The organism is Streptomyces sp. NPDC059452 (assembly GCF_042750035.1).
Classification (GTDB): domain Bacteria; phylum Actinomycetota; class Actinomycetes; order Streptomycetales; family Streptomycetaceae; genus Streptomyces.
Window position 1 is genome coordinate 62346 of record NZ_JBHYVE010000025.1, and the last position, 15649, is coordinate 77994.

The window sequence follows — 15649 nt, forward strand, 5'->3', positions numbered from 1 at the left end:
CGCGTATCGGGTCGGTGTCATGACAGGCCGAGCTCGTTGTCGATGAGGTCGAAGAGTTCGTCGTCGCTGGCGCCGTCCATGCGGTTTTCGAGGGAGTCGGCCGCCGTACCGTCGCCGTCGGCCGCGGTGGCCGCCGGGTCGAGGCGCCCCAGGAGTTCCCGGAGCCGGGCGGCGAGCCGTTCGCGGTCCGCCGGGTCGTCGACACCGCCGTCGAGGGCGCCTTCCAGGCGGTCCAGTTCGGCGAGGCCGGGGACCGGGCCGGGCCCGGCGTCGGGGACCAGTTCGGCGGCGAGGTGTGCGGCGATCGCGGCCGGGGTGGGGTGGTCGAAGAGCAGGGTGGCGGGCAGGGGGTGGCCGGTGGCGGCGCGCAGCCGGTTGCGCAGTTCCACTGCCGTCAGCGAGTCGAAGCCGACCTCCAGCAGACCGCGGCCGGGCTCGACGGCGGCCGGGCCGCTGTGGCCGAGGACCAGGGCGGCGTGGGAGCGGACCAGGTCGAGGAGGACCCGGCCGCGCCGGGTCTCGTCGAGGGAGCCCAGGCGCTGCTTCAGCGCTTCGGGCCCGTCGGGGCCGGTGCCGGTGGCGGGGCCCGCGACGGTGCGCCGGGCGGCGGGGCGCACCAGGCCGCGCAGCAGGGCGGGGACGCCTCCGGTGGCAGCCTGGGCGCGGACGGCCTCGGTGTCGAGCCGCAGCGGGAGGACGACCGGCTCGTCGAGGGCGCCTGCCGTGTCGAACAAGGCCACCCCCTGGGCCGGTTCGAAGGCGACGATCCCGCCCCGGGCGATCCGTCGCAGGTCCGCCTCCGTGAGCCCGCCGGTCATCCCGGTGCTGTTGGCCCACAGGCCCCAGGCGAGGGAGCGGCCGAGCAGGCCGTCGGCGCGGCGTCGGTGGGCCAGTGCGTCCAGGAAGGCGTTGGCGGCGGCGTAGTTGCCCTGCCCCATGCCGCCGAAGACCCCGGCGATGGACGAGAACAGGACGAACTCGGACAGGTCCAGGCCTGCGGTGAGTTCGTGCAGGTTGATCGCCGCGTCCACCTTGGGGCGCAGGACGAGGTCCAGTTGCTCGGGCGTCATGGTGGCGACGACGCCGTCGGCCAGGACGCCCGCGGCATGCACCACCCCGGTCAGGGGGTGTGCGGGAGGCAGGGCGGCCAGCAGGGCGGCCAGGGCGTCGCGGTCGGCGGCGTCGCAGGCGGCGATCTCGGCGTGCGCGCCCAGGGCGGCGAGTTCGGCGAGGAGTTCCGCCGCGCCGTCGGAGGCGGGGCCGCTGCGGCTGGTCAGCAGCAGGTGCCGGACGCCGTGCTCGGCGGCCAGGTGGCGGGCGATGTGGGCGCCGATGGCGCCGGTTCCGCCGGTGATCAGGACGGTCCCGTCGCCGTCCCAGCCGGGGGTGCGGTCGGTGGCGGCCAGCGGTACGCGGGCGAGCCGGGCGATGTGGACGGCCCCGGCCCGGATCGCGAGCTGGGGTTCCCCGGACGCGAGGGCTTCGGCGAGTACGGCGGGCGGGACCGCGTGGGCGTCCAGGTCCAGCAGGACGAAGCGGTCGGGGTTCTCGGTCTGCGCCGAGCGGACCAGGCCCCAGAGCGCGGCCAGGGCCGGGTCCGGGACGTCGTCGCCGGTCACCGGGACCGCGCCCGCGGTGACCAGGACCAGTTGGGAGCCGGTCAGGCGCTCGTCGGCCAGCCAGCCGCGCAGCAGGGCGAGGACCGCGCCGAGGCCGCCGTGAACCGCGTCGCGGAGAGTGCCGGGCGGGGCGTGCGGGGCGGGTCCGGGCGGGCAGGGGGCCAGAACCAGCCGGGGCGGCTGCTCGCCCGCGTCGAGCCGTGCGGAGAGCGCGGCGAAGTCGGTGACCGTACGGCCGGGGAGCGGCGCGGCGCCGGGGTGCAGGGGGGTCCCGGTGCCGAGCACGGTCCAGGATTCCGGGCCCGGGACGGCGCCCGCCGCCGTACCGGCGCGCTCGGGCAGGGGCTGCCACTCGGGGCGGAACAGTTCCTCGTGGTGTCCGGCGCGGGTGGCCCGGAAGCGGTCGGGCGAGACGGGCCGCAGGACGAGGGAGCGGGCCGAGACCACGAGCCGCCCGGTGGCGTCGGTCGCCCGCACGGCGACGGCATCGCGGCCGGTGGGGGTCAGCCGCAGCCGGAGCTCGGTGGCCCCGGAGGCGTGCAGGCGCACCCCGTTCCAGGAGAACGGCAGCCAGCCCTGTGCGGGGCCCTCCAGTACGTCGAAGACCAGCGCGTGCAGCGCGGCGTCCAACAGGGCCGGGTGCAGGCCGAACGCGGCGGCGTCCGACCGCTGCTCCTCCGGCAGGCTCGCGACGGCGTACACCTCGTCGCCGAGCCGCCAGGCCGCGCGCAGGCCCTGGAAGGCGGGGCCGTAGGCGAACCCGCCGTCCGCGAAGCGGTCGTAGAGGCCTTCTGTGTCCAGGGGGACGGCGCCGGGCGGCGGCCAGGCCTCGGAGTCCGCCGGGTCGACCAGGTCCGCCGGGTCCGCCGAGCCGGGGCCTTCGGCGGAGGTGAGCAGGCCGCTCGCGTGCCGGGTCCAGGGGGCGTCGGGGCCGTCGTCGGCGGCCCGGGCGTGGACGCTCAGCGGGCGGGTGCCGGAGGCGTCCGGGCTTCCGACGGTGAGCTGAAGGGCGACGGCTCCGCCCGGCGGGAGCACCAGCGGTGCCTCCAGGGTCAGTTCCTCGACCTGGTCACAGCCGACCTGGTCGCCCGCGCGGACCGCGAGTTCCAGGAACGCGGTGGCGGGGAACAGCACGCCCTCGTAGACGCCGTGGTCGGCCAGCCAGGGGTGGCTGAGGACCGAGAACCTGCCGGTGAAGAGGAAGCCGTCGGAGTCGGCGAGTTCCGTTCCGGCGCCGAGCAGCGGGTGGTCGACCCTCCGGAGTCCGGCGGCGGGCAGGTCGGCGGTGGCCGGACCGGCCTCCAGCCAGTAGCTGCCACGCTGGAAGGCGTAGGTCGGCAGGTCGACGGCGGGGCGGGACGGGCCGCCGGAGTGGACGGCGCTCCAGTCCACGGGGACGCCCGCGACGTGCAGCCGGGCCAGGGCGGCCGTCGCGGCGGGCGCTTCGGGCCGATCCTTGCGCAACAGGGGCAGCAGCAGGGGGCTGTCGGTGGTGTCTGCGGTGTCGATGGCACCGATGGTGTCGGTGGCGCCGGTCAGGCAGTCCTGGCCCATGGCGGTGAGCGCGCCGTCGGGTCCGAGTTCCAGGAACGCGGTGACGCCGTCGCGTTCCAGGTGACGTACGCCGTCCTGGAAGCGGACGGTGCCCCGCACATGCTCCACCCAGTAGTCCGGTGAGCCGAGTTGCTCGGCGGTGGCCGGTTCGCCCGTCAGGTCGGAGATGACGGGGACGGTGGCCTCCCCCGGGACGATCCGCGCCACGACCTCGCGGAACCCGGCGAGCATGGGCTCCATGAGGGGCGAGTGGAAGGCGTGGGAGACGCACAGCCTACGGGTCTTGCGCCCACGCGCGGCGAGTACGGCGGCGATCTCGTCCACCGCCGCCGCGTCGCCGGAGATCACGGTCGAGGCCGGGCCGTTGACCGCGGCGAGCCCGACGACGCTCTCGCGGCCCGCGAGCAGCGGCAGCACCTCTTCCTCCCCGGCGGCGAGGGCGGCCATCGCACCGCCCGCCGGGAGGGCCTGCATCAGCCGTCCCCGCGCGACCACCAGCTGCGCGGCGTCGGGCAGGGCGAACACACCGGCGACATGGGCGGCGGCCAGCTCTCCCACGGAGTGGCCGAGCAGCCGGTCGGGACGTACGCCCCAGTGCTCGACGAGCCGGAACAGTGCGACGCCGAGGGCGAACAGGGCGGGCTGGGTGTACTCAGTACGGTCCAGAAGTCCGTGGCCCGGGTCGCCGGGGCGCGCGTCGATCACCTCCCGCAGCGGGAGATCGAGCAGCGGGTCGAGTTCCGCGCAGACCGCGTCGAAGGCGTCGGCGAAGACGGGGAACCGCGCGTACAGTCCGGCGCCCATGCCGGTGCGCTGGCTGCCCTGTCCGGGGAAGAGGAAGGCGGTCTTCGCGGCAGGCCCGGTGACCCCGCTCACCAGATCCGCCGACGGCTCGCCGGAGGCGAGGGCGGTGAGCCCCTGGAGCAGGGCCTGCCGGTCCGTGCCGGTGAGGGCGGCCCGGTGCTCGAAGGCACTGCGGTTCAGCGCCAGGGAGCGGCCCAGGTCCGCGACGGCGAGGGCCGGGTGGCGCTCCACGTGCCGCAGCAGCCGGGCGGCCTGCCCCCGCAGCGCGTCCGCACTGCGGGCGGAGAGCAGCCAGGGCAGGGCGGGGGTGGCGGGGGCGGTCGCCGGGGTCGGCGCAGGGGCGGCGGCTGCGGATGCGGCTGCGGCTGCGGCTGCGGATGCGGATGCGGATGCGGATGCGGCGGGGATGGTCGCCGGAGTCAGCGCGGGGGCGGCGGGCCGGTCCTGGCCAGACGCGTCGGGGAGGGCGGGGTCGGCGTCCCGGGCCGGTTCGGACGCGTCAGGGATGGCGGAGGCGGCGGAGGCGGCTGCCTGGGCCGGGCCGGACGCGTCGGGGACGGCGGGGGCGATGGCCTCAGCCGGTTCCGTTGCATCAGGCACGGCAGGGGCAGCGGCCCAAGCAGGCCCGGACGCCTCGGGGTTGGCAGGTGCAGCGGCCCCAGCCGGTTCCGTGGGCTGTTCGAGGATCGTGTGGGCGTTGGTGCCGCTGACGCCGAACGACGACACGGCGGCCCGCCGGGGGCGCCCGGTCTCCGGCCACGGGGTGTCGTCGGTGAGCAGCCGGACCGCGCCGGCCGACCAGTCCACGTGGGGTGTCGGCGTGTCGACGTGCAGGGTGCGCGGCAGCGCCCCGTGTCGCATGGCCTGCACCATCTTGATGATGCCCGCGACTCCGGCGGCGGCCTGGCTGTGCCCGATGTTCGACTTCAGCGACCCCAGCCACAGCGGCTCCCGCGCACCGCGTTCCCGGCCGTACGTGGCCAGCAGTGCCTGGGCCTCGATCGGGTCGCCCAGCCGGGTCCCGGTGCCGTGCGCCTCCACCGCGTCGACTTCGGACGCCGTCAGCCCAGCATCCGCCAACGCCGCACGGATCACCCGCTGTTGGGAGGGGCCGTTGGGGGCGGTCAGGCCGTTGCTCGCGCCGTCCTGGTTGACGGCGGAGCCGCGTACGAGGGCGAGCACCGGGTGGCCGTTGCGCCGGGCGTCCGAGAGGCGTTCCAGGACGAGCAGTCCGGCGCCCTCGGCCCAGGAGGTGCCGTCGGCGGCGGCGGCGAACGGTTTGCAGCGGCCGTCCTCGGCCAGCACCCGCTGCCTGCTGAACTCCACGAACGCACCCGGTGTCGACATCACGGTCACCCCGCCCGCGAGCGCCAGCGAGCATTCGCCGGACCGCAGCGACCGGGCCGCGAGGTGGACCGCGACCAGCGACGAGGAGCACGCCGTGTCGATGGTCACCGCGGGCCCTTCGAGGCCGAGGCTGTAGGAGATCCGGCCGGACGCCACGCTGCCCGCGCTGCCGACGCCGAGATAGCCCTCGAACTCCTCGGAAGGTTCGGTGACCCGCGACCCGTAGTCGTGGTGGCTGCATCCGACGAAGACGCCGCTCGCGCTGCCCTTGAGCGACAGCGGGTCGATACCGGCCCGCTCGAACGCCTCCCAGGAGAGCTCCAGCAGCAGCCGCTGTTGGGGGTCGATGGTCAGCGCCTCACGCGGGGAGATCCCGAAGAAGGCCGGGTCGAAGCGGTCGGCGTCGTGGAGGAAGCCGCCTTCCCGCGCGTAGGTGCTGCCGACCCGGTCCGGGTCGGGGTCGTAGAGGCCGTCCAGGTCCCAGCCCCGTCCGGTGGGGAAGCCGGTGATCGCGTCCTGCCCGCCCGCGACGAGCTCCCACAGCTCCTCGGGGGTGCTGACGCCGCCGGGGTAGCGGCAGCTCATGGCGACCACGGCGATCGCCTCGTCCTCGGGCACCGCGACGGCCGCGGCCGCCTGCCCGGGAGCATCGGGTGCCTCGGTGGCGGGCGCCCCCGGCAGTTCGGTGCGCAGGTGTCCGGCCAGGTCCGTGGCCGTGGGGTAGTCGAAGGCGAGGGTCACCGACAGGCGCAGGCCGGTGGCCGAGGCGAGCCGGTTGCGCAGTTCGACGGCGGTCAGCGAGTCGAAGCCGATGTCCTTGAACGCCTGGTCGGGTCCCACCGCCTCGGGCCCGGAGTGGCCGAGCACGGCGGCGACCTCGCGGCGGACCAGGTCCAGCAGCGCCCGGTCCCGTTCCGCCGGGGGCAGTGCGGCCAGCCGCAGGGCGGGCGGCTCGGCGCCGTCGGCCGTGCTCCGGGACCCGCCCGGGGCGGCGAGCACCTCCCGTACCTCCGGCAGATCCCCGAGGGCGGGGCTGGGCCGGAGCGCGGTGTACGCCCGGGTGAAGCGGTCCCAGGCGAAGTCGGCGACGAGGACGGCCGTGTCGTCGTGGTCGAGCGCCTGGCGCAGCGCGACCGTGGCCGTGGCGGGGTCCATGGCGGGCAGGCCGTCGCGGATCAGCCGTTCGGCGACCGCTCCGGAGGCGAGGCTGTCGCCGCCCCACAGGCCCCAGGCCACCGAGGTGCCGGGCAGTCCGAGGTCGCGGCGCTGCCGGGCCAGGGCATCGAGGTAGGCGTTGGCGGCGGCGTAACTGCCCTGGCCGGTGCCGCCGAGCGTCCCGGCGAGCGAGGAGAACAGTACGAAGGCGGTGAGGTCGAGTTCCCGGGTGAGCGCGTCGAGGTTGCGTGCGCCGTCGAGCTTGGGGCGCAGGACCCCGGCCGCGCGTTCGGGGGTGATCGAGTCGATCACCCCGTCGTCGAGGACGCCCGCGGTGTGCAGCACGGCGCGCAGCGGGCGCTCGGCCGGAATACCGGCGAGCAGTTCCGCCAGTGCGTCGCGGTCCGCGACGTCGCAGGCCACCGCGGTGGCGTCGGCGCCGAGGTCGCGCAGTTCGGCCAGCAGGGCGTCGGCCCCCGGGGCCTGTGCGCCGCGTCGGCTGGTGAGCAGCAGGTGCGCGGTGCCGGTACGGGCGAGCCACCGCGCGATCTGGGCGCCGAGGCCACCCGTACCGCCGGTGATCAGGACCGTGCCCTCGGGCGTCCAGTCGCGTACGGGGGCGGTGTCGCCCAGTCCGGCGTGGACGACCCTGCGGCCGTAGAGGCCGGTGGCGCGTACCGCGAGCTGGTCCTCGCCGTCGGGGCCCGCCAGCGCTTCGGCGAGCCGGGTCGCGGCCCGGTCGTCGAGCCGTCGCGGCAGGTCGACCAGTCCGGCCCAGCGCTGCGGGTACTCGACGCCCGCGACCCCGCCGATCCCCCAGACCAGGGCCTGGAGCGTGCTGTCGATCCGGTCGGAGCGGCCGACCGACACCGCGCCCCGGGTGGCGCACCAGAGCGGGGTGTCGGTGCCGAGGTCGCCCAGGGCCTGGAGGAGGGCGACCGTCAGGGTGAGGCCGCGGGGCAGCGCCGATCCCTCGCCGTGGGGTTCTTCGGCCAGGGCGAGCAGCGACAGGAGCCCGGCGGGCGGCCCGGCAGTGTGGTCGTGGGCATGGGCGTCGCGGAGCAGTGCGGCGAACCGGGCCCGGTCGGTCGCGTCGGGGCCCGCCTCGACCAGGACGGGGGTGGCGCCGTGTCCCCGCAGGGAGTCCACGGCGAACGTGACGGCCGGATCGTCGGCGGCTCCGGCCGGGGCGACGACGAGCCAACTGCCGGTGAGCCGGGGCGGCTCGGGGGCGGGCAGGGGCTCCCAGGCGACCCGGTAGCGCCAGCTGTCGGCGGTCCGGTCGTCGGCCCGGCCGCGCGCCCACGCGGCGAGGGTGGGCACCAGGGAGGCGAGGGAGGCCCTCAACTCCCCGTCCTCGACCCGCAGGGTGGTGGCGAGGGCGTCCAGGTCCCCGTGGTCGACGGCCTCCCAAAAGCCGGAGTCGGCCGGGCCTGAGCCGGTCATGGCGGTGGCGGGCCGGTCGGGGTCGGTGGCGGTGGCGGTGGCGTCCAGCCAGTAGCGCTGCTGCTGGAAGGCGTACGTGGGCAGGTGCCGCTTACGGGCACCGGTTCCGGCGAACACCGTGTCCCAGTCCACCGGCAGTCCCCGTACCTGGAGTTCGGTGAGCGCGGCGAGGAACCGGCCGGGGCCGCCCTCGGTACGGCGCAGGGTGCCGACGACGGCTCCGCCACCGGCCCCGGCCGCCTCGACGGCCTGCTGGAGCCAGACGGTCAGCGCGGGGTGGGTGCTGCACTCGACGAAGGTGTGGTGTCCGTCGGCGATGAGCGCGTCGACCGCCCGTCCGAACTCCACGGGGCGGCGCAGGTTCTCGTACCAGTACGCGGCGTCCAGGCCCAGGGTGTCCACGGGGCCGCCGCTGACCGTGGAGTAGAACGGGATGTCGGACGTCCGGGGCGCGGTGGGGCCGAGGAGGGTGAGCAACTCCTCGCGGATCTCCTCCACTTGGGGTGAGTGCCCGGCGAAGTCCACGCCGGGGACGGGCCAGGTCAGGACGCCTTCCTCGGCGTACCGCTCGCTGAGCCGTTCCAGCGCCGCCGGGTCGCCGGAGACCGTCACCGACGTGGGCCCGTTGACGGCGGCGATGTCGAGTGCCCCGTCGTGGGCGGAAAGTGCTTCGCGTACGTCTTCGACGGGCTGCGGCACGAACAGCATGCCGCCGCGGCCGGTCAGGGCCAGCAGGGCCCGGCTGCGCAGGGCGACGATCCGGGCCGCGTCGTCCAGCGAGAGCGCCCCGGCCACGCAGGCGGCGGCGATCTCCCCCTGGGAGTGGCCGACCACGGCGTCGGGGACGATCCCGTGCGCCCGCCACAGCTCGGCCAGCGACACCATCACGGCGAACAGCACCGGCTGCACCACGTCCACCCGGTCCAGCGGGGGCGCGTCGGGCTCCTCCCGCAGGACCGCGAGCGGCGACCAGTCCAGGTGCGGGGCGAGGGCGCGTTCACAGGCCGCGATCCGGTCGGCGAAGGCCGGGGCGTGGTCGAGCAGTTCCCGGGCCATACCGGCCCACTGGGAGCCCTGGCCGGGGAAGACGAAGACGGTCCTGGCCGATCGGGCGACAGTGCCTTCGACCAGGCCGGGTGCGCGGTCTCCGGCAGCCAGCGCGGCCAGGCCGCCCAGCAGGGCCGTACGGTCGTCACCGACGACGGCCGCGCGGTGTTCGAAGGCGGTCCTGGTGGTGGCCAGGGAGTAGCCGACGTCGACGGGCGACAGCTCCGGATGCTCCGTCAGGTACGTGTGCAGCCGCTCCGCCTGGGCTTTCACCGCCTCGGCGGTCCGCCCGGACAGGACCCACGGGACGGCGGCGCGTGCGGTGCCCGCGTCCTTCGCACCGGACCCGGCGGACGGTCCGGCGGTGAGTACGGGTACGGGTACGGCGAGCGCGTCGGGCACGACGGCGGGGTCGGACGCTGCCGGTACGGCGAGTACGGCAGGCACGCCGGACACGACGGCGGATGCGGACACGACGGCGGGTTCGGACCCGGTCGGCACGGCGAGTACGGCCCCGATCGGCCCGGCGGGCGACGGAAGCGCGGGCTCAACAGGCGGCTGCTCGATGACGACATGGGCGTTGGTGCCACTCAGGCCGAATGAGGAGACCCCGGCCCGGCGCGGGCGGCCGGTCTCCGGCCAGGGCGCGGCCTCGGTCAGCAGCTCGACGGCGCCCGCCGTCCAGTCGACGTTCGGGGACGGCCGGTCGATGTGCAGGGTCCGCGGCAACTCGCCATGCGCCATGGCCAGCACCATCTTGATGATGCCGCCGACCCCGGCGGCGGCCTGGGTGTGCCCGATGTTCGACTTGAGCGACCCGAGCCGTACCGGCCGGTCGGCGGGCCGGTCCTGGCCGTATGTGGCCAGCAGCGCGTCGGCCTCGATCGGGTCGCCCAGCCGGGTACCGGTGCCGTGCGCCTCGACGGCGTCCACGTCGGCGGCCGTCAGCCGGGCGTTCGCCAGCGCGTCGCGGATCACCCGCCGCTGGGCCAGGCCACTGGGCGCGGTCAGCCCATTGCTCGCGCCGTCCTGGTTGATCGCCGAGCCGCGCAGCACCGCGAGCACCGGGTGGCCGTTGCGGCGGGCGTCCGAGAGGCGTTCCAGGACCAGCAGGCCCACGCCTTCGGCCATGCCGAAGCCGTCCGCCGAGGCGGCGAAGGACTTGCAGCGCCCGTCCTCGGCGAGCCCGCGCTGCCGGCTGAAGCCGGTGAACGACAGCGGGGTGCCCATCACCGTGACGCCGCCCGCCAGTGCCAGCGCGCATTCGCCCGAGCGCAGCGACTGCGCGGCGAGGTGCACCGCCACCAGGGACGAGGAGCAGGCCGTGTCCACGGTCACGGCGGGCCCCTGGAGGCCGAGTTGGTAGGCGACCCGCCCGGACAGGACGCTGGTGGAGATGCCCGCGATGAACAGGCCCTCCACTTCCTCGGGGACATCGCGCAGGGTGCCGCCGTAGCCCTGGTAGGAGGCCCCGGCGAAGACCCCGGTCGGGGTGGAGTGCAGGGTCGTCGGGTCGATACCCGCGCGCTCGATCGCCTCCCAGGAGGTTTCGAGGAGCAGTCGCTGCTGTGGGTCCATGGCCAGGGCCTCGCGCGGTGAGATCCCGAAGAATCCGGGGTCGAACCGGTCCGCGTCCTGGATGAATCCGCCTGCGGCGGCGTAACTCCTGCCGGGCCGGTCGGGGTCCGCGTCGTACAGCGCGTCGAGGTCCCAGCCCCGGTCGGACGGCAGCCCGGAGACGGCGTCGCGCCCGTCGGCGACCAGGCGCCACAGGTCCTCGGGGGTGCGTACGCCGCCGGGGTAGCGGCAGCTCATGGAGACGATCACGATGGGGTCGTCGTCCACGGCGGGTACCGCCGACGGGGGCTGCCGGACGGTGGCGGGCTCCTCGGCGGCGCCCAGCAGTCCGGTCTCCAGGTGCCGGGCGAGCGCGGCCGCCGACGCGTAGTCGAAGACGACGGTGACCGGAAGCCGCAGACCGGTGGCGGTGTTGAGCCGGTTGCGCATGTCCACGGCGGTCAGTGAGTCGAAGCCCAGGTCGCGGAAGGCACGGCCGGGGGCGACCGCGTCCGGCGAACCGTGGCCGAGGACGGCGGCCGCGTGGGTCCGGACCAGGTCGACCAGCACCCGGGTCCGCTCGGCCGCGGGAAGCGGTTCCAGCCGGTCGCGCAGCGCCGAGGACAGCTCCTCGGCCCCGGTCCCGGCGGTCGCCGGTTCGGCGGCCAACGCAGTACGTACCTCGGGGAGTTCACCGATCAGCGGGCTGGGACGCGCCGAGGTGAACACCGTCGCGAAGCGGTCCCAGTCGATGTCCGCGACCACGACCACCGTCTCGTCGTGGTCCAGGACCTGCTGGAGCCCGGCGATCGCGGCGGCGGGCGGCATGAAGAGCACGCCGTGGCCGCGCAGGGTCTCCTCCGCCAGTTCGGCCGCCATCCCGGCCCCGCCCTCGGGGTCCCAGATCCCCCACACCACGGAGGTCGCGGCGAGACCACGGCTCCTGCGGTCCTCGGCGAGGCCGTCGAGATGGGCGTTGGCGGCGGCGTAGGCGCCATGGACGGCGCTGCCCCACACCCCGGAGATGGAGGAGAACAGCACGAACGCGTCGAGCGTGTCCCGGTCGAAGAGCAGGTCCAGGTTCCTGGCCCCGCCGGTCTTGGCGTGGAGGGTGTCGGCGACCTCGTCCAGGTCGGTGTCGGGCAGGGGCACCAGCAGCCCGGCCCCCGCCGCGTGGAAGACGGTGCTGATCCGGTGGCCGTCCTGTTCGAGGCCGTCCTTGAGTGCGCGCAGGGCCTCCAGGTCGGCGACGTCGCACGCGGCCAGGGTGGTCCGGGCGCCGAGGGCGGTCAGCTCCTCGGAGAGCTCCGGCGCACCCGGCGCGTCCGCGCCGCGTCGGCTGACCAGCACCAGGTGCCCGGCCCCACGCCGGGCCAGCCAGCGCGCGATCTGTGCGCCGACACCGCCGGTACCGCCGGTGATCAGCACGGTGCCCTCGGGCCGCCAGCTCCGCCTCGGCGCGGTGTCGCCCAGCGCGGACCGGACCAGCCGTCGGCCGTGGCAGCCGGTGGCCCGTACGGCCACCTGGTCCTCGTCCCCGGCCGCACCGGCCAGCACCCGGCACAGCCGGGGGGCGGTGTCCGGGTCCAGGACCTCCGGGAGGTCGATCAGACCGCCCCAGCGCTGCGGGAACTCCAGCGCGGCGACCCGGCCCAGACCCCAGAGCAGACTCTGCGCGGCGCTGACCGCACTCCCGGTGTCCGTGCCCCCGACCGACACCGCGCCCCGGGTCGCCCACCACAGGGGCGCCTCGATCCCGGCGTCGCCGAGGGACTGCACCAGGGCCAGGCTCAGCGCGGTGCCCAGCGGGACGGAGGGGTGCGCGGAGTGCGGGCGCTCGTCGAGGCCCAGCAGCGACAGCACTCCCGTCACCGGGCCGGGCAGCGCGTCGAGGGAGGCGCGGACCCGGTCGGCCAGCACGGCGCGGTCGGCCTCCGCCTCGGTGAGCCGTACGTGGACCACCGAGGCCCCGGCCTGCTCCATGACCTGGACGGTCGCCTCCGACCGGCGTACCCCGTCCTCGGGCTGACCGTCCGACGACAGTACGAGCCAGTTGCCGTCCAGTGCGACCGGAGGGCCTTCGGGCAGGGCTCGCCAGGTCACGCGGTAGCGCCAGGAGTCGACCACCGAACGCTCGGTGCGCTCGGCGCGCCAGGTGGCGAGCGCGGGGAGCACCACGTTCAGCGGGTCCTCGGGCGCCACCCCGAGGGTGCTGGTGAACCGGTCCAGGTCACCCCCGCCCAGGGCATCCCAGAAGTCGTCGCCCTCCGAGGACGTCCCGGAAGGACCGCCCGCCGCCGGGCCGGTGTCCTCCAGCCAGTACGGGCGGCGCTGGAAGGGGTAGGTGGGCAGGGAGACTCCGTACGGACGGTGTCGGTGTCCGGCGAACACCCGGTCCCAGTCGGGCGACAGACCGCCCGCGTGGGCCTCTCCCAGGGATGTCAGGAAGCGGTCGAGGCCGCTCTCGCCGCGCCGCAGCGTGCCGACGACCACGGCGGGTCCCTGAGCGGAGCCGGCGGTGTCGGCCTGGTCGGCGGTCTGCTGGACACCGAAGGTGAGCACGGGGTGCGGGCTGGCCTCGACGAAGAACCGGAAGCCCTCCCCCAGCAGCGCCTCCGTCGCCCGCCCGAACTCGACGGTCCGACGAAGGTTTTGGTACCAGTACTCCGCGTCCAGCCCCTTCGTATCCAGCCAGCCACCCGTCACCGTCGAGAAGAACGGCACCGACCCCGAACGCGGAGTGATGTCCTTCAGGTCGGCGAGCAACCGCTCACGGATCTCCTCCACATGCGAGGAATGCGAGGCGTAGTCCACCTCGACCAGACGCGCCCGCACACCCTCCCCGACAAGCCCCTCCACCAACTCCGCGACCGCGTCCGCGTCACCCGAAACCACCGTCGAAGAAGGGCCGTTCACCGCGGCGACCGACAGACGGCCACTCCACCCGGCAAGACGCCCAGCCACCTCCTCCACCGGCAACGGCACCGACGCCATACCGCCCCGGCCCGCCAACACCCCCACGGCGCGAGAGCGCAACGCGACCACACGGGCCCCGTCATCGAGGCTCAGACCACCCGCCACACAGGCGGCGGCAACCTCACCTTGGGAGTGGCCGACCACCGCATCCGGAACGACACCGAACGACCGCCACACCTCCGCCAACGACACCATCACCGCCCACAAAACCGGCTGCACCACATCAACCCGCGCCAACAGAGCCTCAGAACCCAACGCCTCCGTCAACGACCAGTCGACGTAAGGCCCCAGAGCCCGTTCGCACTCACCCATCCGCCCCGCGAACACCTCCGACCCACCCAACAACTCCGCAGCCATCCCCACCCACTGCGAACCCTGACCCGGAAACACCAACACCGAACGGCCCGACGACACCCCGTCGCCCCGCACCAGCCCGGGCACCGACCGCCCCTCGGCCAGGGCTTTCACACCGTCGATCAGCTGGTCCTGATCGGTTCCCACGACCACGGCCCGCCGCTCGAAGGCGGTACGGGTGAGGGCGAGGGCGCGGCCGGTGTCGGCGGCCCGCAGGGGTCCGGGGCCAGCAGCGCCCAGGTGTGCCAGCAGCCGGGCCGCCTGGTCGCGCAGCGCCTCGTCGGTACGCCCCGACAGCACCCAGGGCAGCGGGTACGTATCGCCGTCGGCAGCGGGTTCGGCCACCGGTTCGGATTCCTCCGCCGGGGCCGCCGGGGCCACCGAGGCCACCGAGGCCGCCGGGGCCTGTTCCAGGATCAGATGGACGTTGGTGCCGCTGACGCCGAAGGCGGACACCCCGGCCCGGCGCGGACGGCCCGCGTCGTCCCACGTACGGGCCTCGGAGAGGATTTCCACGCCTCCCGACGACCAGTCCACCATGGGCGTCGGCCGGTCCGCATGCAGGGTCCTGGGCAGTTCGCCGTGTGCGATCGCCTGCACCATCTTGATGACGCCGCCCACCCCGGCCGCCGCCGAGGTGTGGCCGATGTTCGACTTCAACGAGCCCAGCCACAGAGGCCGGTCGGCGGGCCGGTCCCGGCCGTACGTGGCCAGCAGCGCCTGGGCCTCGATGGGGTCTCCGAGGGTGGTGCCAGTGCCGTGCGCCTCCACCACGTCCACCTCGGACGCCGACAGCCCCGCGTCCGCCAACGCCGCACGGATCACCCGCTGTTGGGACGGACCGCTCGGGGCCGTCAGGCCGTTGCTCGCACCGTCCTGGTTCGTGGCCGAACCGCGGATGACGGCCAGCACCGGGTGCCCGTTGCGCCGGGCGTCCGACAACCGCTCCAGCAGCAGCACGCCGACACCCTCGGACCAGCCGGTTCCGTCCGCGTCGGCCCCGAACGCCTTGCAGCGGCCGTCGGCCGACAACGCGCGCTGGCGGCTGAACGCCACGAACGCGTCGGGCGTCGCCATCACCGACACCCCGCCGGCCAGGGCCAGCGTGCAGTCGCCCGCCCGCAGGGCCCTGATGGCCAGGTGCAGGGCGACCAGAGAGGAAGAGCAGGCCGTGTCCACGGTCACCGCGGGCCCTTCCAGGCCCAGGGTGTAGGCGATCCGGCCGGAGACGACACTGCTCGCGGTTCCGGTGTCCAACAGACCCTGGACATCGGGGAGATGGCGCGAACCCGCGCCATAGCCGTTGCCGATCGCCCCGAGGAAGACGCCCGTGCCGGTGCGTCGCAGCGTGCGGGGGTCGATCGCGGCCCGCTCGACCGCCTCCCAGGCGGTCTCCAGTGCCAGCCGCTGCTGGGGGTCGGTCGCCAGGGCCTCGCGCGGCGAGATACCGAAGAACTCCGCGTCGAAATCGGCCGCGTCGTGGAGGAAGCCGCCGTGCCGGGTGTAGGAGGTACCGGGCTTCTCTGGGTCGGGGTCGTAGAGGCCCTCCAGGTCCCAGCCCCGGTTGACCGGCCAGGCGGAGATCGCGTCGGTGCCCCGGGAGACCAGGTCCCACAGGAGTTCGGGCGTGTGGGCGCCGCCGGGATAGCGGCAGGCCATGGAGACGATGGCGATCGGTTCGTGGCGGGCCTGCTCGGCCTCGCGCAGCTGCTTCCGGGCGTCACCGAGGTCTGCGGTGGCGCGCCTGAGGTAGTCGAGCAGCTTCTTGTCGTCGGAGTCGGACATCAGTG

1 protein-coding gene is annotated in these 15649 nt (G+C 75.1%); it reads right to left on the reverse strand.

What is annotated here, in order from left to right:
* Positions 1-17: 17 nt before the first annotated feature.
* A complete protein-coding gene (locus tag ACFW9Z_RS28090; RefSeq protein ID WP_384645370.1) occupies positions 18-15644 on the reverse strand; it encodes a type I polyketide synthase in 15627 nt (5208 codons plus the stop codon).
* Positions 15645-15649: the final 5 nt, after the last annotated feature.